This window comes from Pseudacidovorax intermedius (assembly GCF_001476815.1).
GTDB lineage: Bacteria > Pseudomonadota > Gammaproteobacteria > Burkholderiales > Burkholderiaceae_C > Xenophilus > Xenophilus intermedius_A.
In genome coordinates this window covers 17,712-42,403 of record NZ_LDSL01000128.1, presented here as the reverse complement: position 1 = coordinate 42,403, position 24,692 = coordinate 17,712, and the positions used below count along the sequence as shown (strand labels likewise).

Here is a 24,692-nt window from a genome sequence, read left to right as displayed (position 1 = left end):
TTCGTACTTGACTGTCGGTGTCTTCGTCTATTTGGATGATGCAGAGCCGACATGAAGCCACACTATCCTCTTCGTCGGCAGGTGCAGATGTGTATACGCGAGAGGCTCTTCGCCATCCGCGAAGGCGGTCGTACCGTCGGCGCCGGCGTCGTGGCCAAGATCATCGAGTAATTGCGATGTTGCGGGGGTGCCATCCTCGGATGGCGCCTCCAGGCTTGTCGAACAGGCCTTAGGGGTATAGCTCAATTGGCAGAGCGTCGGTCTCCAAAACCGAAGGTTGTAGGTTCGATTCCTACTGCCCCTGCCACCTGACGAGGTGGCGATGGGTCCCGGGCCGAAAGTACCGGATCCAGCCGAAACAGTCCGGCGAAACCGACCCGATTCAAGCCCGCCGCGCTCCGGCGGGCTTCGGCGTCTTGCGATGAGACGTCCCTAGCGGCCGCGAGGCCAGGAATTTGCCGAATGGCCACAACTCAAATCGAAACCGTCCAGACGGGCGCCGACAAGGCCAAGCTTGCGGCGGCCGTGGTGCTGCTGGTGGGTGCGCTCGTGGCGTTCTACATGCTCGGCCGCCAGGGCGCCTGGGCCCAGTGGGGCGCGCTGATCGTCGGCCTGGCCGCGGCCGTGGCCGTGTTCGCCACTTCCGACTCTGGCAAGCGTCTGTACGGTTTCGGGCGCGACGCTTGGCGCGAAGTGCGCAAGGTGGTCTGGCCGACGCGCAAGGAGGCCATCCAGATGACCGCCTACGTGTTCGCCTTCGCGGTCATCATGGCCCTGTTCCTCTGGGTGACGGACAAGACCCTCGAGTGGTTCTTCTACGACCTGCTGCTGGGCTGGAAAAAGTAATGAACGACAACGTCGACAACGAGTCTCCCGCCCTGGCGCCGCCCTCCAATCCGGACCTGCGCTGGTACGTGGTCCATGCCTACTCGGGCATGGAGAAGGCCGTGGAACGCAACATCACCGAGCGCATCAACCGCGCCGGCATGCAGTCCAAGTTCGGCCGCATCCTGGTGCCGAGCGAAGAGGTGGTGGACGTCAAGAACGGCCAGAAGCGCACGCTGGAGCGCCGCCTGTTCCCCGGCTACGTGCTGGTCGAGATGGTGATGGACGACGACACCTGGCATCTGGTGAAGCACACCAGCAAGGTGACCGGCTTCGTGGGCGGTGCCAAGAACCGCCCGGCGCCCATCTCGCAGCGCGAGGTCGACGAGATCGTCAACCAGATGCAGCAGGGCACCGAGAAGCCCCGCCACAAGGTCGAGTTCCTCGCCGGCGAGCTGGTGCGGGTCAAGGAAGGCCCGTTCACCGACTTCAACGGCACCGTCGAGGAAGTCAACTACGAGAAGAGCAAGCTGCGCGTGTCCGTGATGATCTTCGGACGTGCGACGCCGGTGGAGCTGGGCTTCGCCGAGGTCGAGAAGACCTGAGACAAAGACAAGAACGCGGCTGGCGATGCCAGCTGCGGCTTCCGGTGGTCCGCCCCCACGACTCGGCGGTCCGCTTCATTTCCTGAGTCGCAACCCCGGGGAGCCGCGGACACGTCCGTGGCGCTAACACCCGCAAGGAGTCAAGCATGGCGAAGAAAATCGTCGGCTTCATCAAGCTGCAAGTGCCGGCAGGCAAGGCCAACCCCTCGCCGCCGATCGGTCCCGCGCTGGGTCAGCGCGGCCTGAACATCATGGAGTTCTGCAAGGCGTTCAACGCCCAGACCCAGGGCGTCGAGCCCGGTCTGCCGCTGCCGGTGGTGATCACCGCCTTCGCGGACAAGAGCTTCACCTTCATCATCAAGACGCCGCCGGCGACCACGCTGATCAAGAAGGCGATCAAGCTGGACAAGGGCTCGGCCAAGCCGCACACCGACAAGGTCGGCAAGATCACGCGCGCCCAGCTCGAGGACATCGCCAAGGCCAAGATGAAGGACCTGACCGCTGCCGATCTGGACGCAGCGGTTCGCACCATCGCCGGCTCCGCCCGTTCGATGGGTGTCAACGTGGAGGGCGTGTGAGATGGCCAAGCTGACCAAGAAGGCAAAGGCCCAGCAGGGCAAGATCGAAACCACCAAGCTGTACGCGCTCGCCGATGCGCTGACGCTGGTGAAGGAGCACGCCACCGCCAAGTTCGATGAGTCCATCGACGTGGCCGTGCAACTCGGCATCGACGCCAAGAAGTCGGACCAGGTGGTGCGTGGCGCCGTCGTGATGCCCAACGGTACCGGCAAGACCAAGCGCGTGGCCGTGTTCGCCCAGGGCGCCAAGGCCGAAGAGGCCAAGGCCGCCGGTGCCGACATCGTCGGCATGGACGACCTGGCTGCCCAGGTCAAGGCGGGCGACATGCCCTTCGACGTGGTGATCGCCGCCCCCGACGCGATGCGCGTGGTCGGTACGCTGGGCCAGATCCTGGGCCCGCGCGGCCTGATGCCGAACCCCAAGGTCGGCACCGTGACGCCCGACGTCGCCACGGCCGTGAAGAACGCCAAGGCTGGCCAGGTGCAGTTCCGTGTCGACAAGGCCGGCATCATCCACGGCACCATCGGCCGCCGCTCCTTCGACAGCGACAAGCTCCAGGGCAACCTGGTGGCGCTGATCGACGCGCTGAACAAGGCCAAGCCGGCCACCAGCAAGGGCGTGTACCTGCGCAAGGTCGCCGTGTCGTCCACCATGGGTGTGGGCGTGCGCGTGGACACGCAGTCCATCGCCCAGGCCTGAGCCTGAACGTGATTTGCCGGGTCGCCTTCGGGCGGTCCGGCGGATGTGGTGGGCCGCAGCTTCCTTCCTCGCGGAAGGGGCTGCGGGCCATCCAAGACCGCTGGCGGCGGCCGGGGTGAGAACCTCGACGCCTTAATCGACCTCAGGTCGGCCAGCGCAGATGGCGATCCCACTGCAAGGAATTCCGGTTCCGAAACAGTTGGTCGCTGCATGAAGGCGTCGCCCGGGCAACCGGGCGACATTGAAAAGGAGTAGACCTTGAGTCTGAATCGCAGTGAGAAACAAGCGGTCATTGAAGAAGTGACCGGCCTCGCAGCTAAAGCTCAAACGCTCGTCCTGGCGGAATACCGTGGCATCACGGTGGCCGACATGACCCGTCTGCGCAACGCCGCCCGCGAAAAGGGTGTGAGCCTGAGTGTTCTGAAGAACACCCTGGCCCGCCGTGCCGTGGCTGGCAGCGCATTCGAAGTCGTCGGCGACCAGATGACCGGTCCGCTGATCTATGGCTTCTCCGAAGACGCCGTCGCTGCCGCCAAGGTGGTGGCCGACTTCGCGAAGACCAACGACAAGTTGGTGATTCGCGGTGGCGCTTTCGCGGGCAAGGCCCTGGACGTGGAAGGCGTGAAGCAGCTGGCCAACATTCCTACCAAGGAAGTGCTGCTGGCCCAGCTGTGCGGCTTGCTGATGTCGCCGATCTCCCGCACCGCCGTGGTGCTGGGTGCCCTGGCGGCCAAGCGTGGCGAAGGCGCTGCAGAAGAACCTGCAGCCGAGGCCGCCGCGGCCTGATCCATTGATCGCGCGGCAATCAACCCAATCTGTTTTAGGAAATCAACATGGCATTCGATAAAGACGCATTCCTGACCGCTCTGGACAGCATGACGGTCCTCGAGCTCAACGACCTGGTCAAGGCCATCGAAGAGAAGTTCGGCGTGAGCGCCGCTGCAATGGCTGCTCCCGCTGCCGGCGGCGCCGCTGCCGCTCCGGCCGCCGAAGAGAAGACCGAGTTCAACGTCGTCCTGACCGATGCCGGCGCCAACAAGGTGTCCGTCATCAAGGCCGTGCGCGAAATCACCGGCCTGGGCCTGAAGGAAGCCAAGGACCTGGTGGAAGCCGCTCCGAAGGCCGTCAAGGAAGGCCTGGCCAAGGCTGACGCCGAAGCCGCCAAGAAGAAGCTGGAAGACGCCGGCGCCAAGGTGGAACTGAAGTAATTCGGCTTCTCCTGGAGGCTGGAAGTGCCCTTGCGGGCCTTCCAGCCTTTGCCGCTTTCAGAGCGCACCCGAAAGCCGACGCCTGCCGCTGGCTTTCGAGTGTCTTCTGACCCCGACTGCAGAAGGACTCTTGGTTCGGGCGATGTGCAATGCATCGCCGTCCGCCATCGGCTGGTAGTGGCCAGCCGCCAAGCAGGAACGCCCGCGCGTTGCTGACCCTAGTCGCTGATGATCTCAAGCCCCGGAGCTCTCATGGCCCAAGCATCGACCTACAGTTACACCGAACGCAAGCGCATCCGCAAAAGCTTCGGCCACCGCGACAGCGTCGTCCAGATTCCCTACCTTCTGCAGATGCAGAAGGACGCCTACACCGCCTTCCTGCAGGCCTCCTCGGCGCCCCAGAAGCGCAGCGACGAAGGCCTGCAAGCCGCCTTCAACGCCGCCTTCCCCATCGTCTCCCACAACGGTTTCGTGGAGATGAAGTTCCTGGAGTACAACCTGGCCAAGCCCGCCTTCGACGTGCGCGAATGCCAGACCCGCGGCCTGACCTTCGCCTCGGCCGTGCGCGCCAAGGTGCAGCTGATCATCTACGACCGCGAGTCCTCGACCTCGCAGTCCAAGGTGGTCAAGGAAGTGAAGGAACAAGAGGTCTACATGGGCGAAGTGCCCCTGATGACCGACAAGGGCTCCTTCATCATCAACGGCACCGAGCGCGTGATCGTGTCGCAGCTGCACCGCTCCCCCGGTGTGTTCTTCGAGCATGACAAGGGCAAGACGCACAGCTCGGGCAAGCTGCTGTTCTCGGCCCGCGTGATCCCCTACCGCGGCTCCTGGCTGGACTTCGAGTTCGACCCGAAGGACATCCTGTACTTCCGCGTCGACCGCCGCCGCAAGATGCCGGTCACGATCCTGCTCAAGGCCATCGGCCTGAACCCCGAATCGATCCTGGCGAACTTCTTCGTCAACGACAACTTCCGCCTGATGGACAGCGGCGGCCAGATGGAGTTCGTGGCCGAGCGGCTGCGCGGCGAAGTCGCGCGCTTCGACATCACCGACAAGGCCGGCAAGGTGGTCGTGGCCAAGGACAAGCGCGTCACGGCCCGCCACACCCGCGATCTGGAGCAGTCGGGCACCACGCACATCAGCGTGCCGGAAGACTTCTTGGTCGGCCGCGTGCTGGCCCGCAACATCATCGACCCCGACACGGGCGAGGTGCTGGCCAAGGCCAACGACGAGCTGACCGAGACCGTGCTCAAGAAGCTGCGCACCGCCGGTGTGCAGGAGATCCAGTGCATCTACACGAATGAGCTGGACCAGGGCGCCTACATCAGCCAGACCCTGCGCATCGACGAGACGGCCGACGAGTTCGCCGCCCGCGTGGCCATCTACCGCATGATGCGCCCCGGCGAGCCGCCGACGGAAGACGCCGTGCAGGCCCTGTTCCAGCGCCTGTTCTACAACCCGGACACCTACGACCTGTCGCGCGTGGGCCGGATGAAGTTCAACGCCAAGATCGGCCGCGACGAGGCCACGGGCCCGATGGTCCTGACCAACGAGGACATCCTGGCCGTGGTCAAGATCCTGGTCGACCTGCGCAACGGCCGCGGCGAAGTCGACGACATCGACCACCTGGGCAACCGCCGCGTGCGCTGCGTCGGCGAGCTGGCCGAGAACCAGTACCGCACTGGCCTCGCCCGCATCGAGAAGGCGGTCAAGGAGCGTCTGGGCCAGGCCGAGCAAGAGCCGCTCATGCCGCACGACCTGATCAACAGCAAGCCGATCTCGGCCGCCCTGAAGGAATTCTTCGGCGCCTCGCAGCTGTCGCAGTTCATGGACCAGACCAACCCGCTGTCCGAGATCACGCACAAGCGTCGCGTCTCGGCCCTGGGCCCGGGCGGTCTGACGCGCGAACGCGCCGGCTTCGAAGTGCGTGACGTGCACGTCACGCACTACGGCCGCGTGTGCCCGATCGAAACGCCGGAAGGCCCGAACATCGGCCTGATCAACTCGCTGGCCCTGTACGCCCGCCTGAACGAGTACGGCTTCATCGAGACGCCGTACCGCCGCGTGGTGGACGGCAAGGTCACGATGGACATCGACTACCTGTCGGCCATCGAGGAAGGCAAGTACGTCATCGCCCAGGCCAATGCGGCGCTGGACGACGAAGGCCGCCTGACGGGCGACCTGGTGTCGGCCCGCGAGAAGGGCGAATCGATCCTGGTCGGCGCCGACCGCATCCAGTACATGGACGTGTCGCCGGCGCAGATCGTGTCGGTGGCGGCCTCGCTCGTGCCCTTCCTGGAGCACGACGACGCCAACCGCGCACTGATGGGCGCCAACATGCAGCGCCAGGCCGTGCCCGTGCTGCGTCCCGAGAAGCCTTTCGTGGGCACCGGCATCGAGCGCGTCTCGGCCGTGGACTCGGGCACCGTGGTCACGGCCACGCGCGGCGGCATCGTCGACTACGTGGACGCCACCCGCATCGTGGTGCGCGTCAACGACGACGAAGCGCAGGCCGGTGAGGTGGGTGTGGACATCTACAACCTCATCAAGTACCAGCGTTCCAACCAGAACACCAACATCCACCAGCGTCCCATCGTCAAGCGCGGCGACAAGCTGGCCAAGGGTGACGTGGTGGCCGACGGCGCCTCGACCGACCTGGGCGAGCTCGCCCTGGGCCAGAACATGCTGATCGGCTTCATGCCGTGGAACGGCTACAACTTCGAAGACTCGATCCTGATCTCCGAACGCGTGGTGGCCGACGACCGCTACACCTCGATCCACATCGAGGAACTGGTGGTCATGGCCCGCGACACCAAGCTGGGCGCCGAGGAAATCACCCGCGACATCCCCAACCTGGCCGAGCAGCAGCTCAACCGCCTGGACGAGTCCGGCATCATCTACGTGGGTGCCGAAGTCACCCCCGGCGACGTGCTGGTGGGCAAGGTCACGCCCAAGGGCGAGACCACGCTGACGCCGGAAGAGAAGCTCCTGCGTGCGATCTTCGGCGAGAAGGCCTCCGACGTGAAGGACACCTCGCTGCGCGTGGACCAGGGCTCCTCGGGCACCGTCATCGACGTGCAGGTCTTCACCCGTGAAGGCATCCAGCGCGACAAGCGCGCCCAGCAGATCATCGACGACGAGCTCAAGCGCTTCCGCCTGGACCTGAACGACCAGCTGCGCATCGTCGAGGCCGACGCCTTCGACCGGATCGAGAAGCTGCTGACCGGCCGCACCGCCAACGGCGGCCCGAACAAGCTGGCCAAGGGCACCAAGCTGGACAAGGCCTACCTGTCGTCGGTCGAGAAGTTCCACTGGTTCGACATCCGTCCGGCCGAGGACGAAGTCGCGGCCCAGCTCGAGTCCATCAAGAACTCGCTGGAGCAGACCCGCCACAGCTTCGACCTGGCCTTCGAAGAGAAGCGCAAGAAGCTCACGCAGGGCGACGAGCTGCCCGCGGGCGTGCTCAAGATGGTCAAGGTGTACCTGGCCGTCAAGCGCCGCCTCCAGCCCGGCGACAAGATGGCCGGCCGCCACGGCAACAAGGGCGTGGTGTCCAAGATCGTTCCGGTCGAGGACATGCCCCACATGGCCGACGGCACGCCGTGCGACATCTGCCTGAACCCGCTGGGCGTGCCCTCGCGGATGAACGTGGGCCAGGTGCTGGAAGTGCATCTGGGCTGGGCCGGCAAGGGCATCGGCGAGCGCATCGGCAACCTGCTGCAGACGCAGGCCAAGGTGGCCGAGCTGCGCCAGTTCCTGGAGCAGTTCTACAACAGCACCGGCCGCAAGGAAAACCTGGACGCCCTGAACGACACCGAGATCGTGGAGATGGCGCACAACCTGCAAAACGGTGTGTCCTTCGCCACCCCGGTGTTCGACGGCGCGGCCGAAGAGGACATCCGCGCGATGCTGAAGCTGGCCTTCCCGGACGACATCGCCAAGCTCAAGGGCCTGACCGACACGCGTACCCAGGCCTACCTGTACGACGGCCGCACCGGCGATCGTTTCGAGCGCCCCGTAACCGTCGGCTACATGCACTTCCTGAAGCTGCACCACCTGGTGGACGACAAGATGCACGCCCGCTCCACGGGTCCGTACTCGCTCGTCACGCAGCAGCCGCTGGGCGGCAAGGCCCAGTTCGGCGGCCAGCGCTTCGGTGAAATGGAAGTGTGGGCGCTGGAAGCCTACGGCGCCTCCTACGTGCTGCAGGAAATGCTCACCGTCAAGTCCGACGACGTCCAGGGCCGCACCAAGGTCTACGAGAACATCGTCAAGGGCGAACACGCCATCGAGGCCGGCATGCCGGAATCGTTCAACGTGCTGGTCAAGGAAATCCGCTCGCTGGGTCTCGACATCGAGCTCGAGCGCTCGTAATTGAAAGGGAAAGAGTCACATGAAATCGCTACTCGACCTGTTCAAGCAGTTCACGCCCGATGAGCATTTCGATGCCATCAAGATCGGCATGGCTTCGCCCGAGAAGATCCGTTCGTGGTCTTTCGGCGAGGTGAAGAAGCCCGAGACGATCAACTACCGCACCTTCAAGCCCGAGCGCGACGGCCTGTTCTGCGCCAAGATCTTCGGGCCCATCAAGGACTACGAGTGCCTGTGCGGCAAGTACAAGCGCCTGAAGCACCGCGGCGTCATCTGCGAGAAGTGCGGCGTCGAAGTCACGCAGACCAAGGTGCGCCGCGAGCGCATGGGCCACATCGACCTGGCCGCGCCCTGCGCCCACATCTGGTTCCTGAAGTCGCTGCCGTCGCGCCTGGGCCTGGTGCTGGACATGACGCTGCGCGACATCGAGCGCGTGCTGTACTTCGAAGCCTACGTGATCGTCGACCCCGGCATGACCCCGCTGAAGAAGTTCGGCATCATGACCGAGGACGACTACGAGGCGAAGCGCACCGAATACGGTGACGAGTTCATCGCCAAGATGGGCGCCGAAGGCATCAAGGACCTGCTGCAGTCCATCGAACTCGACACCGAGATCGAGCGCCTGCGCGGCGACCTGACCGGCTCCGAAGTCAAGGTCAAGAAGAACTCCAAGCGCCTCAAGGTGCTGGAAGCCTTCCGCAAGTCGGGCATCAAGCCCGAGTGGATGGTGCTGGACGTGCTGCCCGTGCTGCCGCCGGACCTGCGTCCGTTGGTGCCGCTGGACGGTGGCCGCTTCGCCACGTCGGACCTGAACGACCTGTACCGCCGCGTCATCAACCGCAACTCGCGTCTGCGCCGCCTGCTGGAGCTCAAGGCCCCGGAAATCATCGCGCGCAACGAGAAGCGGATGCTGCAGGAGGCCGTGGACAGCCTGCTGGACAACGGCCGCCGCGGCAAGGCCATGACGGGCGCCAACAAGCGCGCCCTGAAGTCGCTGGCCGACATGATCAAGGGCAAGAGCGGCCGCTTCCGCCAGAACCTGCTGGGCAAGCGCGTCGACTACTCGGGCCGTTCGGTCATCGTGGTGGGCCCGACGCTCAAGCTGCACCAGTGCGGCCTGCCGAAGCTGATGGCGCTCGAACTCTTCAAGCCCTTCATCTTCTCGCGCCTCGAAGCCATGGGCATCGCGACGACGATCAAGGCCGCCAAGAAGGAAGTGGAAGCCGGCACGCCGGTGGTGTGGGACATCCTGGAAGAGGTGATCAAGGAGCACCCCGTCCTGCTGAACCGCGCCCCCACGCTGCACCGCCTGGGCATCCAGGCCTTCGAGCCGATCCTGATCGAAGGCAAGGCCATCCAGCTGCACCCGCTGGTCTGCGCGGCCTTCAACGCCGACTTCGACGGCGACCAGATGGCCGTCCACGTGCCGCTGTCGGTCGAGGCGCAGGTGGAAGCCCGCACGCTGATGCTGGCCTCCAACAACGTGCTGTTCCCGGCCTCGGGCGAGCCCTCCATCGTGCCGTCGCAGGACGTGGTGCTGGGCCTGTACTACACCACCCGCGACCGCATCAACGGCAAGGGCGAGGGCCTGATCTTCTCCGACATCGGTGAAGTTCAGCGCGCACTCGACGCCGGCCAGGTCGAGCTCACCGCCAAGGTGGCGGTGCGCATCACCGAGTGGAACAAGAACAAGGACACCGGCGAGTTCGAGCCCTCGACCTCCCTGGTGGACACGACCGTCGGCCGCGCGCTGCTGTCGGAGATCCTGCCCAAGGGCCTGCCCTTCAGCAACATCAACAAGGCGCTGAAGAAGAAGGAGATCTCCAAGCTGATCAACGCCTCCTTCCGCCGCTGCGGCCTGAAGGAGACGGTGGTCTTCGCCGACAAGCTGCTGCAGAACGGCTTCCGCCTCGCGACCAAGGCCGGCATCTCGATCGCCATCGACGACATGCTGGTGCCGCCGGAGAAGGAAAAGATCATCGACGACGCCTCGCGCGAGGTGAAGGAGATCGAGCAGCAGTACGTCTCGGGCCTGGTGACGGCCGGCGAGCGCTACAACAAGGTCGTGGACATCTGGGGCCGCGCGGGTGACGCCGTCTCCAAGGTGATGATGGCCCAGCTGTCCAAGCAGAAGGTCACCGACCGCCACGGCAAGGAAGTGGACCAGGAGTCCTTCAACTCCATCTACATGATGGCCGACTCGGGCGCGCGGGGTTCCGCCGCCCAGATCCGCCAGGTGGCCGGCATGCGGGGCCTGATGGCCAAGCCGGACGGCTCGATCATCGAGACGCCCATCACGGCCAACTTCCGCGAAGGCCTGAACGTGCTGGAGTACTTCATCTCCACGCACGGTGCCCGTAAGGGCCTGGCCGACACGGCGCTGAAGACGGCAAACTCGGGTTACCTGACCCGCCGTCTGGTGGACGTGACGCAGGATCTGGTCGTGACCGATCCGGATTGCGGCACCAGCGACGGCACCGCGATGCGCGCCATCGTGGAAGGCGGCGAGGTGATCGAGTCGCTGCGCGACCGAATCCTCGGCCGCACGGCCGCCGACGACGTGCTGCACCCGGAAAACCGCAGCGTGCTGGTCAAGGCCGGCGAGATGCTGGACGAAGACGCCATCGAGATCCTCGAAGCCGCCGGCGTGGACGAGGTGAAGGTGCGCACCGCGCTGACCTGCGCCACCCGCTACGGCCTGTGCGCCAAGTGCTACGGCCGCGACCTGGGCCGCGGCGGCCTGGTGAACATCGGCGAAGCGGTCGGCGTGATTGCCGCCCAGTCGATCGGCGAGCCCGGCACGCAGCTGACGATGCGGACCTTCCACATCGGCGGTGCCGCTTCGCGCGCCGCCATCGCCTCGAGCGTGGAAGCCAAGTCGAACGGCATCATCGGCTTCAACGCCACGATGCGCTACGTGACCAACTCCAAGGGCGAACTGGTGGTCATCGCCCGTTCGGGCGAGATCATCATCCAGGACGAGCACGGCCGCGAGCGCGAGCGCCACAAGGTGCCGTACGGCGCGACGCTGACCGTCAAGGCCGACCAGCAGATCAAGGCCGGCACGATCCTGGCCAACTGGGACCCGCTGACCCGACCCATCATCACGGAATTCGCCGGCCAGACGAAGTTCGAGAACGTGGAAGAGGGCGTCACCGTGGCCAAGCAGGTCGACGAAGTGACCGGCCTGTCCACGCTGGTGGTGATCGATCCGAAGCGCCGCGGCGCCGCCAAGGTGGTGCGTCCGCTGGTCAAGCTGCTCGACGCGCAGGGCCAGGAAGTCAAGATCCCGGGCACCGACCACTCGGTGGCCATCGGCTTCCAGGTGGGCGCGCTGATCCAGGTGCGCGACGGCCAGGACGTGGGCCCCGGCGAAGTGCTGGCCCGCATCCCGGTCGAAGGCCAGAAGACCCGTGACATCACGGGCGGTCTGCCCCGCGTGGCCGAGCTGTTCGAAGCCCGCTCGCCCAAGGACAAGGGCCTGCTGGCCGAGATGACCGGCACCATTTCCTTCGGCAAGGAGACCAAGGGCAAGATCCGCCTGCAGATCACCGACCCCGAAGGCAAGGTGTGGGAAGAACTCGTGCCCAAGGAGAAGAACATCCTGGTGCACGAAGGCCAGGTGGTGAACAAGGGCGAAGTCGTGGTCGACGGCCCGGCCGATCCGCAGGACATCCTGCGTCTGCTGGGTTCCGAAGAGCTGGCCCGCTACATCGTGGACGAAGTCCAGGACGTGTACCGACTGCAGGGCGTGAAGATCAACGACAAGCACATCGAGGTGATCGTTCGCCAGATGCTGCGCCGCGTCGTGGTCGAGAACTCCGGCGATTCGGGCTACATCCAGGGCGAGCAGGTCGAGCGTTCGGAGATCCTCAACACCAACGAGCGTCTCCAGCGCGAAGACAAGCTGCCGGCCACCTACAGCAACCTGCTGCTGGGCATCACCAAGGCCTCGCTGTCCACCGACTCGTTCATCTCCGCGGCCTCCTTCCAGGAAACGACGCGCGTGCTGACCGAAGCGGCCATCATGGGCAAGCGCGACGAACTGCGTGGCCTGAAGGAAAACGTCATCGTCGGCCGCCTGATCCCCGCGGGCACCGGCCTGGCGTACCACCAGGCCCGCAAGGCCCGCGAAGCCATGGACGAGGCCGAGCGCCGCGCCATCGCCGAGGCGGAGGCCGCCGAGCTGGAGGCCGCTGCCCCTGGCGAGTCGGCCGACGCGACCGCCGATGCCGGCGAGGGCGGCAGCGCCGACTGAGCGGGCCGCACGGCACACGGCCCGCGGGGCCTCGCATGACCTGCGAGCCCCGTGGCCCGGTTCCGGCCCTGACGACGACCGCGCCATTCCATGACCGCGCTCCGACGCCCTCCCGCCTCCGTGGCGCGAGGGCGTTTTTCTTTGTCTTTTTCCTGCCCGCCCCGGCCGGGCGGCGTGCGCGCATGAACGGCTGGATCGGTTCGCTCACCAGTTGGGGCCTGATCGCCATCGGCGTGTTCTGGTACGTGGGTGCCCACAACCGCCTGGTGCGCTTGCGGGCGGCAGCGACGCAGGCCTACGGCCAGCTCGACGCCGCACTGATGGCCCAGGTGCAGCATGTGCAGGCCATGCTGGCCGACACGCCGCCACCGGCCGACGAAGTCCGGCGCGGGCTGGACACCGCCCTGCGTGGCGCCTGCGGCCAGCTGGCGGCCTCGCTCGGCGCCGCGCGCGTGCGGCCGCTGCATGCGCCCACCATGGCCACCGTGGGCGCCGCCGTGCGCGCCTGGGTGGCTGCCTGGCATCGCCATTCGCAGCAACCCGGCCAGGACATGCCGGCGCTGCGGCCCGGCGACCTGCTCGCCGGCACGGCCTGGCCGCTCCCTGCTTCGGCGATCGAGGTGGCGCTGCCGCAGTTCAATGCCGCCGTCGCCCAGTACAACGCCGCGGTGACGCAGTTCCCGGCCGTGATCGTGGCCTGGCTCGCACGTTTCCGGGTCGGGGCGCCGCTGGTCTGAGTCCGGCGGCCCGGCATGGCCCGGGGCCACCACCCATTACCATCGCGCTCTTCCTGCCTCAAACCGATGTCCATCGGAGATTCCCCTTCCTCCCCCGCCCCCCAGGGGCCGCCGCTGTGGCGCCAGCTTCAGTTGGTGGCCGGCGTGCTCGCGGCCGTGCGCGGCGGCGCTTCGGGCACGGCGGCGCTCGACGCCGTCGAGCCGGCACTGCGCCCCGGCGTGCAGGCCATCGCCTTCCAGACCATGCGCTGGCTGGGCCGTGGCGAGGCGCTGCGCCGCCACCTCGCCAAGCGCACGCCGCCGCCCGCGGCCGACGCGCTGCTGTGCACCGCCCTGGCCCTGGGCTGGGCGCCGGAGCGCTCGCCCTACGAACCCTTCACCCTGGTCGACCAGACGGTGGAAGCGGCCAAGCGCCAGCCGCACACCCGCGCCCAGGCCAGCTTCATCAACGCCTGCCTGCGGCGCTTCCTGCGCGAGCGCGAGGAACTGGTCGCCGCCACCGAGCGCGAGCCGGTGGCCCAGTGGAACCACCCCCGCTGGTGGATCGAGCGGCTGCGTCGCGACCATCCACAGGCCTGGCAGCAGGTGCTCACGGCCGACAACGGGCCGGCGCCGCTCACGTTGCGCATCAATGCGCGCACGACCTCGGTCGAGCGATACCTGCCCGCCCTGGCGGCGCTCCAGCTGCCCGCGCGCCGGGTGGCCGAGCAGGGCGTGGAGCTGGGCGCCGCCCGGCCGGTGCAGCAGTTGCCCGGCTTCGAGGCCGGCGAGTTCTCGGTGCAGGATGCCGCCGCCCAGCTGGCGGCGCCGTTGCTGCTGGAGGGCCTGGCGCCCGCCGGCGCCCGTCTGCGCGTGCTGGACGCCTGCGCCGCGCCCGGCGGCAAGACGGCCCATCTGCTGGAGCGCGCCGGCCCCGTGCCGCTGGACGTGACCGCGCTGGAAATCGACCCGCAGCGCGCCCGCCGCATCGACGAGAACCTCGCCCGCCTGGGCCTGGCCGCCGACGTGCGCGTGGCCGACGCCGCCCGTCCCGAGTCGTGGTGGGACGGCCAGCCCTACGACGGCATCCTGCTCGACGCCCCGTGCACCGCTTCGGGCATCGTGCGCCGCCATCCTGACGTGCGCTGGCTGCGCCGCGAGAGCGACGTCGAGCAGCTCGCCCTGCAGCAGGCCATGCTGCTGGCCGCCCTGTGGCCGCTCGTGCGACCGGAGGGCCGGCTGCTGTACTGCACCTGCTCGGTCTTCCGCGAGGAGGGCTCGCGCCAGATCGACGCGTTTCTTGCGCACAACACCGACGCCCGCCTGTTGCCCTCGCCCGGGCATTTGCTGCCCCAGGGCGGTGCGGGGCGGCGCGGCGTCCCGGACAATGCGCTCGGTGAGCACGACGGATTCTTCTACGCGCTGCTGCAAAAGCGCCCGGCCTGAGCCGGCGCGGCGGCGGCTTCTGGCAGGGATGCTGGGCGCCGGCCTCGTCGCTGCCCTGCCGGCGGCGGCGCTGGCGCAGCAGGCCCGCGCCGAGATCGTGCAGATGCGGCTGGAGTCCAGCGACGACGCCATCTACCTCAGCACCACGGTGCGCTTCGAGCTGCCGGCCGCCGTGGCGGACGTGCTCGACAAGGGCATCGCGCTGCATTTCGTGGCCGAGGCCGAGCTGTTCCGCGAGCGCTGGTACTGGACCGACCAGCGCGTCGGCCAGGCCAGCCGCTACATGCGCCTGGCCTACCAGCCGCTGATGCGGCGCTGGCGCCTCAACGTCTCGCCCACCCCCATCACGCCGCTCACCTCCAACGTCACGCTCAGCCAGCATTTCGACACGCTCGACGAAGCGCTGGACGCCGTGCGCCGCATCGGCCGCATGCGCCTGGCCGATGCCGGCGACGTGGCCGAAGGCGGCCTGCATCCGGTGGTGTTCCGCTTCCGCCTCGACACCTCGCAGCTGCCGCGGCCCTTCCAGATCGGCCTGGTGGGCCAGTCGGAATGGAACGTCTCGGTCGAGCGCGCCGCCCGCCTGCCGCTGGAGACCGGACGGTGAAGGACACCCTGCCCGGCGGCCTGGGCGAGGCGCCGCGCCGGCGCTCCCGGGCACGGCGCTGGGGCGTGGGCGTGGCCGCGGCGGCCGTCACGGCGCTGGGGCTGGTGCTGATGTTCCTGCTCGCGCAGTCCACCAACAACCGCGCGCTGTACGAGCAGAACTACCCGCGCCTGTTCGCCGTCAACGTGGTCGTGGCCTCGCTGCTCATGCTGGTGCTGGTGTGGGTCGCGTTCCGCCTCACGCGCCGGCTGCGGCAGGGCAAGTTCGGCAGCCGGCTGCTGATCAAGCTGGCCGCCATCTTCGCGCTGGTGGGCGTGGTGCCGGGCATCCTGGTCTATGCGGTGTCCTACCAGTTCGTGGCGCGCTCCATCGAGAGCTGGTTCGACGTCAAGGTCGAGGGCGCGCTCGACGCCGGCCTGAACCTCGGCCGCGCCACCCTCGATTCGCTCTCGGACGACCTGGCCGCCAAGGCCCGCACCGCCGGCAGCCAGCTGGCCAACACGCCCGACACCTCGCTGCCGGTGGCGCTGGACCGGCTGCGCGAGCAGCTGGGTGCCAACAGCGTGCAGGTCTGGTCGGCCACCGGGCAGCTCGTGGCCAGCGCCGGCGCGCTGCGCTTCGAGCTCAATCCCGAGCGCCCCAGCCCGCAGCAGCTGCGGCAGGTGCGCGCCGACCGCGCCACGGCCCGCATCGAGGGCCTGGACGAAACGGCCGAGGGCGGGGTGACGGCGTCCACGCAGGCCGTGGTCAAGGCCTGGGCCCTGGTGCCGCGGCCCGGCTTCGAGCTCAACGAGCCGCGCTTCCTGCAGATCGTGCAGCCGCTGCCGCCGGCCATCGTGGCCAATGCGCTGGCCGTGCAGGAGGCCAACCGCGAATACCAGGAGCGGGCCCTCGCCCGCGACGGCCTGCGGCGCATGTACATCGGCACGCTCACGCTGTGCCTCTTCCTGGCCGTGTTCGGCGCGGTGCTGCTGGCGGTGCTGTTCGGCAATCAGCTGGCGCGCCCGCTGCTCGTGCTGGCCGAGGGCGTGCGCCAGGTGGCGGCCGGCGACCTGCGGCCCACGCAGGTCTCGCGTGCGCGCGACGAGCTGGGCGGCCTGACCCGCTCCTTCGCCGAGATGACGCGCCAGCTGGCCGAGGCCCGCATGGCCGTCGAGCAGAGCATGCAGCAGCTGGATGCGGCCCGCGCCAACCTGCAGACCATCCTGGACAACCTCACCTCGGGCGTGCTGGTGCTGGATGCTGCCGGCACCATCCTGTCGGCCAACCCGGGTGCCACCCGGGTGCTGCGCGCGCCGCTGGCCGCCTACGAAGGCCGGCCGCTGGCCGAGGTGCCGGGCCTGGCGGAATTCGGCCTCGCGGTGCAGCGCCAGTTCGACGACCTGGAGGCCGAGGCGCAGCAGCACGGCCTGGACCACTGGCAGCATGCCTACGAGCTGCATGCGGTGGGCCACGGCGTCGAGCGCAACGCCGTCAACATCGTGGCCCGCGGCGCCCAGTTGCCGGGCGCGGCGCGGCTGCTGGTGTTCGACGACATCTCCGAAATCGTCTCGGCCCAGCGCAGCCAGGCCTGGGGCGAGGTGGCGCGCCGCCTGGCGCACGAGATCAAGAACCCGCTCACCCCCATCCAGCTGTCGGCCGAGCGGCTGGAGCTCAAGCTCACCGGCAAGGTCGCGCCGCCAGAGGAAGCGGTGCTGCAGAAGTCCGTGCGCACCATCGTCGAGCAGGTGGACGCCATGAAGCGGCTGGTCAACGAGTTCCGCGACTATGCGCGCCTGCCCGCTGCCGAACTCAAGCCCCTGGACCTCAATGCGCTGGTGGGCGACGTGCTGCAGCTCTACGCCGCCGAGCATGCCGGCGTGCCGGTGCAGACCGAGCTGGACCCGCGCTGCCCGCCGATCCGCGGCGATGCGCAGCAACTGCGCCAGGTCATCCACAACCTGCTGCAGAACGCGCAGGACGCCACCGAATCGGCCCAGTCCGGCGCGGGCGAGGCGCCGCCGGTGCTCATCCGCACGCGCCTCGGCGATTCGGGCCAGCGCGTGCGGCTGTCGGTGCTCGACGGCGGCCACGGCTTCGCCGAGAACATCCTCAAGCGCGCCTTCGAGCCCTACGTCACCACCAAGAGCAAGGGCACCGGCCTGGGCCTTGCCGTGGTGAAGAAGATCGCCGACGAACACGGCGCGCGCATCGACCTCGCCAACCGCGTGGCCGACGGCGTCGTGGTCGGCGCGCAGGTGTCGCTATCATTTGCGGTCGCTTCGCCGCCCCCCGGTGGCCGCACGGCCCCATCCACAGCCTGAGAGGCTGAGCGCGCAGCCGCAGCAAGCACGAGAACTCCCTTCGCATTCATGGCAAACATCCTGGTGGTCGACGACGAGCTGGGCATCCGCGACCTGCTCTTCGAAATCCTCAACGACGAAGGGCACAACGTCGAGCTGGCCGAGAACGCCGCCGCCGCGCGCACCGCGCGCCAGCGCGAGCGGCCCGACCTCGTGCTGCTCGACATCTGGATGCCCGACACCGACGGGGTGACACTGCTCAAGGAATGGTCCGCCGCCGGCCTGCTGAGCATGCCGGTGATCATGATGAGCGGCCACGCCACCATCGACACCGCCGTGGAGGCTACACGCATCGGCGCCGCCGCCTTCCTCGAAAAGCCGATCACGCTGAAGAAGCTGCTCAAGGAGGTCGAGAAGTGCCTGCAGCGCGAGGACACCGCCCGGCCCGACGCGGCGCAGGCGGCCGCGGCCGCGCCGGCCTCGGTGCCCGCCGCCGCGCCGGCGGCGAACGGCCCGGCCGCGCCCGCGACGGCACCGGTGCTGGCCGCCGTGCCCCCCACCCCCGTGGACACCGGCCCCCAGGCGCGCCAGACCTTCGACCTGGACCGCCCGCTGCGCGAGGTGCGCGATGCCTTCGAGAAGGCCTACTTCGAGTTCCACCTGGCCATGGAGAACGGCTCCATGACCCGCGTGGCCGAGAAGACGGGGCTGGAGCGCACCCATCTCTACAGAAAACTCAAACAGTTGGGGGTGGACTTGTCCAAAGGGAAGAAAACTGCCCTATAATCTGAGGCTCGCCTGATGACCAACGCGTCAGGCAAGCCTTGAAGGCCCGGTAGCTCAGTTGGTAGAGCAGCGGATTGAAAATCCGCGTGTCGGTGGTTCGATTCCGCCCCAGGCCACCAAACACCTACGCCTAGTCCCTCCAGACTAGGCGTTTTTGTTTGTGCGACAAGGACTTGGCTCCGAGATGTCGCCCACAACGTTCCAAGTCGTCCCGTTACATCCCGCGTTTGCCCGTACGCCAAGCTGTACTCTAGAGTGATCTCGTGAAAGACACCTTTCGGGGGTACGGGGTACGAGATGGGGCTGCTGAGCGAGACACAAATCAAGGCCACCAAGCCTGGGCCGAAGGAGTCCTTCCTCAATGATGGCGACAACCTGTTCTTGCGCGTGCGCAGCAGCGGGAAGGCCTGGATCTACCGCTACGACAAGGACGGCAAGACCGTCAAGCTTGGGCTGGGGTCGTACCCGGCAGTGACACTGCCACAGGCGCGCTCCAAGGCCTACGAGGCCAGTAGCTTGCGCGCGAGTGGACAGGACCTCAAGGAGGTTCGTCGGCAACGTGAGGAGCAGGAGCGTGTTGCGGCGCTGAACACCTTTGCTCTGCTGGCGGGTGCGTGGGTCGCCAGTGCAAAGAAAGACAGGCAATGGTCGAGCGGTTATGCCGACAAAGTCATCCGACACCTGGAGATCCACGTCTTCCCCTGGGTCGGTAACCGGGCGATCGAGAAAATCGCCCCGACCGAGATCGTGCGATGCCTGCACCGGATCAAGGACCGCGGCAACTTGGAGACTGCTCAGCGCGTACGAGAGGCAGTGCAGCACGTGTACCAGTACGCGGTCGACGTGGGTGCTCTGGAGCCGGCCGGGAACTTCGTCAACAAGAACACCGGCGGCCTTCCGGCGCCGCGCAGCCGGCACTATGCCGCCATCACCGACCCTGTCCAGCTCGGGCGGTTGCTGCGGGACATTCGCTCCTACAAGGGTTCCTTCATCACGCGCTGCGCCCTGCGGCTGGCACCGATGATTTTCCAGCGGCCTGGCCAGTTGCGCCTCGCCGAATGGGAGGACATCCGTCTGGAGGATGAGCTGTGGCGCTGTCCGCCCGAGAAGATGAAGTTGCGCGAATGGCAGAAGCGCGACAGCCGCACACCGGCGCATTTGGTGCCGCTGCCGCGCCAGGCAACAGAGATCCTGCGGGATCTGTTTCCGTTGACTGGTCCGATCGGGCCGGTCTTTCGCAGTATGTCGCGTCGTTCCGAGAAGACCCGCTACATCAGCGACAACACCATCAATGCCGCGCTGCGCAGCATGGGTTACGACACCAAGGAGCAGATCACAGGCCATGGTTTCCGAGCCACTGCCCGGACCATGATCCGGGAGTACCTCGGATGGGCGCCGGACGTTATCGAGCACCACTTGGCGCATGTGTCGGACGAGGAACTCGGCGGCAGTTACGACCGCACGACCTTTCTGATGCAGCGCAAGACGATGGTGCAGCAGTGGGCCGATTTCCTGGACGACTTGGAAGCTGGGAAGGGGTTGCTGCTGCGCGACAACGTGCAGCAGTTCGTGCGGCCACCGGCGCGGCCGGTTCATCACGCTGAATCCGAAAGCCTCGGGCAGTGAATGCTCCGGCGTCATGCTGAAACTTGTCCGTTTAGCATGGAAAGAGGTGGGTGACTTGCTGTCAAGTCGCTGGCAAGTTGTTCCTTAATTACGTCGCAAAATTTAATTTGACGATAAATTGGAACATACTCTGGGCCATGCTGCCGAATAGTCACGCTCAGCGCGTTCTCGACCTGCTGGCTCGGAAGGGGATGCTGCGTTCTAGCGACTTGGATGCCGTCGATGCTCCCCGGGTGGTGCTATCGCGCATGACCGCTGCGGGTCAACTGGAGCGGGTCGGGCGAGGCCTGTATCGCCTGCCTGACTCTCCGGGTTCCGAGCACGAGAGCCTGGCAACCGTCGCTGCCCGGGTTCCTCGGGCCGTGTTCTGTCTGCTCACGGCGCTGCAGCTCCACGAGCTGACCACGCAACTGCCGCGTCAGGTCTGGATCGCCATGCCGCGCGGCAGCCATGTGCCGCGGATCGACTATCCCCCCGTCACGATGGTCCAGTTCTCGGGCGAGGCCTATTCAGCCGGCATCGAGATTGTGGAACGCGATCAGGTCCCGCTGCGCGTCTATGGCGTGGCCAAGACGGTGGCAGACTGCTTTAAGCATCGCCACAAGATCGGACTCGACGTGGCCCTGGAGGCGCTGAGGGATGCCTGGACACAGAAGAAGGCCACGGCAGACGAGCTTTGGCACTACGCCGGGATCTGCCGCGTCGCTAACGTGATGCGCCCCTACCTAGAGGCCATCGTGTGAGCAAGGACCTTGCGGCGTCGGTACGAGCCCGTCTGCTGAACATCGCCAAGGCGCAGGGCGTGGACTTCAACCAAGTGCTCGTGCGCTTTGCCTTGGAGCGCATGCTGTACCGGCTCTGGCAGTCCGCGCACGCCGATCGCTTCCTGCTAAAGGGCGCCTTGCTCTTCACGCTCTGGTACGACATGCCGCACCGCGCGACGCGCGATGCCGACCTGCTCGGGTCCGGTGCGAGTGACTTGGGATCGGTAGCTGAGATCTTTCGAGACATCGCCGCCATGGCGGCGGACGATGGCATCCATTTCGATCCGGCGTCAGTCAAGGTGGAGGAGATCCGCAAGGATGCAGGCTATGCCGGGGCACGCATCCTGATCGCGGCGGACCTGGCCAAGGCCCGGTGCAAGACGCAGATCGATGTCGGCTTCGGAGACGCTGTTACGCCCGGCCCTTTGGACGCGGTGTACCCGGTGTTGATCGCTGACCTGCCGGCACCGCGCCTACGTACCTATCCGGTGTACACCGTCGTCGCGGAAAAGCTGCACGCCATCGCCGTCCTGGGCATGACCAACACCGGGCTCAAGGACTATTTGGATCTGTCGGTGCTGATGAGCCGTGAGTCCCTGGACGCCGACATGCTGGCAAAGGCCATCTCAGCGACCTTTACGCGACGCGGTACCGAAGTGCCGCGTTCACCGCCTTCGGGGCTTAGTGATGAGTTTGCGAACGACCCGTCGCGCCAAGCGCTGTGGCTGGCGTTTCTCCGAAAGAACGAAATGGCCCCGCGACCACTGGCAGAGGTCGTTGCGCTGCTGCGCTGCGGGTTGGCACCGGCGCTGCTGCGGGCGACCGCCGCGGGTATCGCTTGACCGACTGCTTTGTCGGGGCGCTTGCTTGGTCGTGCCTGCCGGTGCGCGAGGGAGCCGAGGCGGTGCTCGTGTTCGTAGCGATGTTGTCATGCCTGGTGTCAAGGGTCGGCGACGCGTCTAACTCGGACGACCAACGTGCTCTGCTGAACTTCGCAGTTCGTCAGCGGGCGAAAGCCTGAAGGATTGCCAATCCACACGTGCCGGGCTTCTGCGCGTGCTGCGTCTGGCCGAGCAACTGCGCATCCTGCACGGCAAGGGCGGCTTCGCGGCGTGGCTGGCGAATCTGGCGCGCACCGAGATGCTGGTGCTCGACGACTGGGCCCGGGCCCCGCTGGAGCCGGCGAGCCGGGTCATTGACGACCGTGCCGGTACTGTGGCTCGCGCCACGATCCTCACCACGCAGTTGCAGTTGCAGTTGCAGTTGCAGGTGGAGCACTGGCATGCCTGGCTGGGCGACCCGACCATAGCCGATACCATCCTGGATCGATTGCTGGCCAAGGAGCACCGCATCAACCTCTGAGCGGCCTTATGCGCTTCAAACCTTGCGTGACGCGCTTCACATGGGACTAGAAAGGCCCATGCCAGCTCAAGCCGGCCTGAGATCCGGGGAAAAACGCAAATTGCCTGACGGACCTTCCGCCGCGCCTGCAGGCTTTGATCGCCTGTGTTTCCACATGGCCTCGGCCCAAAGTGGCAGCCGCAATGGCAAGGCGTCTGAAAGTCGTGCGATGTGATTGAACAGACAGTTGGCGGTAGCGCTGGTCCGAGGTGGCGTACAGCTAGGTTTGAGGCGGGGAAGCGCCACTGGCCATGGCTGTCGCAAACCGACCGCTCATGGCGAGGACATGGGAACTCAGCAACGCTTGCGTGTCCTCGAGTTTGCCGCTGGCGAACGCGTCGATGATGTCTTCGTGCTCGTCGGCTGGGCTGGGGTTGGCCCGGCTCAGGTTGCCTGACAAAAAGTTGCGCAGCGCATCGAAGCGCCCGGACATCAGGTAGTAGGCCTCGGCGAAGAAGCGGTTGCCGCAGTTGTCGAAGAAGACGTTGTGGAAGTCCGCATCCGACTTGCCATAGGTGAGTCTGTCTCCGCGCGCGGCAGCGGCCTGCATCTCCACATTGGCCGCCCGCAGCGCCGCCAGCGTGGCCGCTGCGCTCTTCTCCATGCACAGCGACATGGCCTGGCATTCCATGATCTTGCGGAACTCGCACAGGACGACCACCTCTTCCTGCGTCGGCAGGAATACGAAGGTGCCGCGCTGGGGCTGAATGGTCACCAGCCCCTGCATCTGCAGGGCGGTCAGCGCTTCGCGCACCGGCGTGCGGCTGACCTCAATGGACGACGCGATGCGTTCCTCCGAGATGTACTCGCCGAGCTTCCACTCACCTTCCACGATGCAGCGGCGCACATGTTCCGTGACGCGCGCCACGAGCGTGGGCGCGCGCGCCATGGGTTGGTGGCGCAGGGGGCGACGGACCGTCTTGTCACTGGTCGGTTCCATAGATCTTTTCCGAGACTGAAGCCCACTGTAGCACTCTGAGGTTCAGTACCTCACTAATTCATGCGGGCTCGATTTGCTCCCGGGTTACCACCTATGGGGAGGTGATTTGACTGAGGTACAGTGCCCCAGATCGACTGAGGTACCGTACTTCAGGCGTGAGGGTAACAGTATTGTGGGCGCCAAGGCGCTGTCGTCGGGACAGGTTTTTGGTGCAGTCGAGCGGCCGCAGTTCAGGAGAGACGGGTGACATACAAGTTCGATTTCGGAGCCTTGCTGCCGTACTGGGAGCAATTCGCCGAGGGGTGCTGGCTGACCCTGCGTCTGTCCGCCATTTCGGTGCTGATCGGACTGGGCATCGGGCTGGCCGCTGTAGTGTGCAAGCGCAGTGGGTTTAAACCCGTCAGCCTGGCGGCGCAGACCTACATCGAGGTGATCCGGAACACGCCATTTCTGGTGCAGGTGCTGTTCATCTTCTTCGGCTTGCCGACCGCTGGTGTCAGTCTTACGCCCATGGTTGCTGCCGTCCTGGCATTGAGCCTGAACCTTGGCGCGTTCTCGGCGGAGATCATTCGCACCGGCATCGAATCGGTGCCACGCGGGCAGTTCGAGGCGGGTGCAGCGCTCGGCCTGAGCCCATTCCAGACCTTCGTCTCCATCGTGCTCAAGCCTGCCCTGCGCACCATCTATCCGGCGTTGTCCGGTCAGTTCGTGATGCTGCTGCTCACTACCAGCATCGTGTCCTCGATCTCGGCGGAGGAGCTGACCTCGGTGGCCCAGAACATTGACTCAATGACCTTCCGTAGCTTCGAGGTTTACATCGTCGCCGCGCTGCTCTACCTGGCGATGTCGACCATCTTCTCGACGGTGTTCCGCCTGATCGACCGCGTGTACTTCTCCTACCCGACCAAGTGAGCCGGCCATGATTCGAGAATTCTCACTGACCGAAGTCTGGGTCATCGTCAGCGGCATCTGGGCCACGCTGGCCCTGTCGCTGATCGCGTTCGGTCTGGGCGGGCTGACCGGCCTGGGCGTGGCCCTGGCACGCACCGCGCCGATCAAGAGCCTGCGCATCGCGGCCGCGACCTTCATCGACTTCTTCCAGGGAACGCCGCTGCTGCTCCAGCTCTTCCTGGTGTTCTATGGCCTGCCGGTGCTGGGCGTGAAGGTGAACCTGTGGGTCGCCGCCGGCCTGGGCCTGGCCTTGCACGCGGGCGGCTTCCTGGGCGAGATCTGGCGTGGCGGCATCCAGGCGGTTGCGCGCGGCCAGTCCGAAGCGGCCGATGCGCTGGGCCTGGGGTACTACGACCGCATGCGCTATGTCGTGCTGCCGCAGGCACTGCGCATGTCGTTCGCGCCCACGGTCGGCTTTCTGGTGCAACTGATCAAGGGCACCTCTCTGGCCGCCATCATCGGATTCGTCGAGCTGTCGCGTTCGGGCCAGTTGGTCTCCAGCATCACCTACAAGCCGCTGCTGGCGTTTGGCCTGGTCGGCCTGTGCTACTTCGCCATCTGCTTCCCGCTGTCGCGCTACAGCGCGCGCCTGGAACGACGCTTCGCCGTCAACAACTGACCCCTT

Annotated in this window: 20 protein-coding genes and 2 tRNA genes; 21 read left to right on the top strand and 1 reads right to left on the bottom strand. The window is 66.5% G+C overall.

Annotated elements, in window-relative coordinates; all coding sequences use genetic code 11:
- Window positions 1-231: 231 nt before the first annotated feature.
- The 19 genes from NS331_RS18810 (at window position 232) to NS331_RS18720 (ending at window position 22,137) form a co-directional block, all read left to right on the top strand.
- Window positions 232-307 (top strand) — tRNA-Trp (locus NS331_RS18810).
- Window positions 308-462: 155 nt separating this feature from the next.
- A complete protein-coding gene (secE, locus tag NS331_RS18805; RefSeq protein ID WP_058643484.1) occupies window positions 463-846 on the top strand; it encodes a preprotein translocase subunit SecE in 384 nt (127 codons plus the stop codon).
- Window positions 846-1,430: a transcription termination/antitermination protein NusG gene (gene nusG / locus NS331_RS18800; RefSeq protein ID WP_058643483.1), complete on the top strand. Its 585-nt coding sequence runs from the start codon at window positions 846-848 to the stop codon at window positions 1,428-1,430. Before secE ends, nusG begins: the two co-directional genes overlap by 1 nt.
- 146 nt (window positions 1,431-1,576) lie before the next feature.
- Entirely contained in the window at window positions 1,577-2,008 is a 432-nt protein-coding gene (rplK, locus tag NS331_RS18795; protein ID WP_058643482.1) for a 50S ribosomal protein L11, read from the top strand.
- A gap of 1 nt (window position 2,009) precedes the next feature.
- Window positions 2,010-2,708: a 50S ribosomal protein L1 gene (rplA, locus tag NS331_RS18790; RefSeq protein WP_058643481.1), complete on the top strand. Its 699-nt coding sequence runs from the start codon at window positions 2,010-2,012 to the stop codon at window positions 2,706-2,708.
- A 258-nt stretch (window positions 2,709-2,966) separates the two neighbouring features.
- Window positions 2,967-3,494, top strand: a complete 528-nt coding sequence (gene rplJ / locus NS331_RS18785; RefSeq protein ID WP_058643480.1) for a 50S ribosomal protein L10 — start codon at window positions 2,967-2,969, stop codon at window positions 3,492-3,494.
- 47 nt (window positions 3,495-3,541) lie between these two features.
- Window positions 3,542-3,916, top strand: a complete 375-nt coding sequence (gene rplL, locus NS331_RS18780) for a 50S ribosomal protein L7/L12 (RefSeq protein ID WP_058643479.1) — start codon at window positions 3,542-3,544, stop codon at window positions 3,914-3,916.
- Between the two features lie 252 nt (window positions 3,917-4,168).
- Complete coding sequence (gene rpoB / locus NS331_RS18775; RefSeq protein WP_058643478.1) at window positions 4,169-8,293, top strand: DNA-directed RNA polymerase subunit beta; 4,125 nt, start codon at window positions 4,169-4,171, stop codon at window positions 8,291-8,293.
- A gap of 19 nt (window positions 8,294-8,312) precedes the next feature.
- Window positions 8,313-12,548, top strand: a complete 4,236-nt coding sequence (gene rpoC / locus NS331_RS18770; protein WP_058643477.1) for a DNA-directed RNA polymerase subunit beta' — start codon at window positions 8,313-8,315, stop codon at window positions 12,546-12,548.
- A gap of 182 nt (window positions 12,549-12,730) precedes the next feature.
- The gene (locus NS331_RS18765) at window positions 12,731-13,285 is read left to right on the top strand and encodes a LemA family protein (RefSeq protein ID WP_058643476.1); all 555 of its coding nucleotides are present in this window, start codon (window positions 12,731-12,733) and stop codon (window positions 13,283-13,285) included.
- A gap of 66 nt (window positions 13,286-13,351) precedes the next feature.
- Entirely contained in the window at window positions 13,352-14,710 is a 1,359-nt protein-coding gene (gene rsmB, locus NS331_RS18760) for a 16S rRNA (cytosine(967)-C(5))-methyltransferase RsmB (RefSeq protein WP_058643475.1), read from the top strand.
- A gap of 28 nt (window positions 14,711-14,738) precedes the next feature.
- Window positions 14,739-15,317, top strand: a complete 579-nt coding sequence (locus NS331_RS18755; RefSeq protein ID WP_242873819.1) for a DUF4390 domain-containing protein — start codon at window positions 14,739-14,741, stop codon at window positions 15,315-15,317.
- Entirely contained in the window at window positions 15,314-17,620 is a 2,307-nt protein-coding gene (locus tag NS331_RS18750; RefSeq protein ID WP_058643473.1) for a sensor histidine kinase, read from the top strand. Before NS331_RS18755 ends, NS331_RS18750 begins: the two co-directional genes overlap by 4 nt.
- A 48-nt stretch (window positions 17,621-17,668) precedes the next feature.
- Entirely contained in the window at window positions 17,669-18,385 is a 717-nt protein-coding gene (locus NS331_RS18745; protein WP_058643472.1) for a response regulator, read from the top strand.
- 43 nt (window positions 18,386-18,428) lie between these two features.
- Window positions 18,429-18,504, top strand: a tRNA-Phe gene (locus tag NS331_RS18740).
- Between the two features lie 178 nt (window positions 18,505-18,682).
- Window positions 18,683-20,011: a tyrosine-type recombinase/integrase gene (locus tag NS331_RS18735; protein WP_058643471.1), complete on the top strand. Its 1,329-nt coding sequence runs from the start codon at window positions 18,683-18,685 to the stop codon at window positions 20,009-20,011.
- 137 nt (window positions 20,012-20,148) lie between these two features.
- A complete protein-coding gene (locus NS331_RS18730) occupies window positions 20,149-20,754 on the top strand; it encodes a type IV toxin-antitoxin system AbiEi family antitoxin domain-containing protein (protein WP_058643470.1) in 606 nt (201 codons plus the stop codon).
- The gene (locus NS331_RS18725) at window positions 20,751-21,617 is read left to right on the top strand and encodes a nucleotidyl transferase AbiEii/AbiGii toxin family protein (RefSeq protein WP_058643469.1); all 867 of its coding nucleotides are present in this window, start codon (window positions 20,751-20,753) and stop codon (window positions 21,615-21,617) included. The genes NS331_RS18730 and NS331_RS18725 overlap by 4 nt, the downstream gene beginning before the upstream one ends.
- Before the next feature lie 214 nt (window positions 21,618-21,831).
- The gene (locus tag NS331_RS18720) at window positions 21,832-22,137 is read left to right on the top strand and encodes an ATP-binding protein (protein ID WP_058643468.1); all 306 of its coding nucleotides are present in this window, start codon (window positions 21,832-21,834) and stop codon (window positions 22,135-22,137) included.
- A gap of 259 nt (window positions 22,138-22,396) precedes the next feature.
- On the opposite strand, the gene NS331_RS18715 is transcribed toward NS331_RS18720, so the two are convergent.
- Window positions 22,397-23,065 (bottom strand): GntR family transcriptional regulator, encoded by a 669-nt coding sequence (locus tag NS331_RS18715; RefSeq protein ID WP_058643467.1) that lies wholly within the window; start codon window positions 23,063-23,065, stop codon window positions 22,397-22,399.
- Between the two features lie 294 nt (window positions 23,066-23,359).
- On the opposite strand from NS331_RS18715, the gene NS331_RS18710 reads away from it, so the two are divergent.
- Together NS331_RS18710 and NS331_RS18705 are read left to right on the top strand one after the other, a co-directional pair.
- Window positions 23,360-24,028, top strand: coding sequence for an amino acid ABC transporter permease (locus NS331_RS18710; RefSeq protein WP_058643466.1), 669 nt, complete (start codon window positions 23,360-23,362; stop codon window positions 24,026-24,028).
- 10 nt (window positions 24,029-24,038) lie between these two features.
- Window positions 24,039-24,686, top strand: a complete 648-nt coding sequence (locus NS331_RS18705) for an amino acid ABC transporter permease (RefSeq protein ID WP_440589396.1) — start codon at window positions 24,039-24,041, stop codon at window positions 24,684-24,686.
- Window positions 24,687-24,692: the final 6 nt, after the last annotated feature.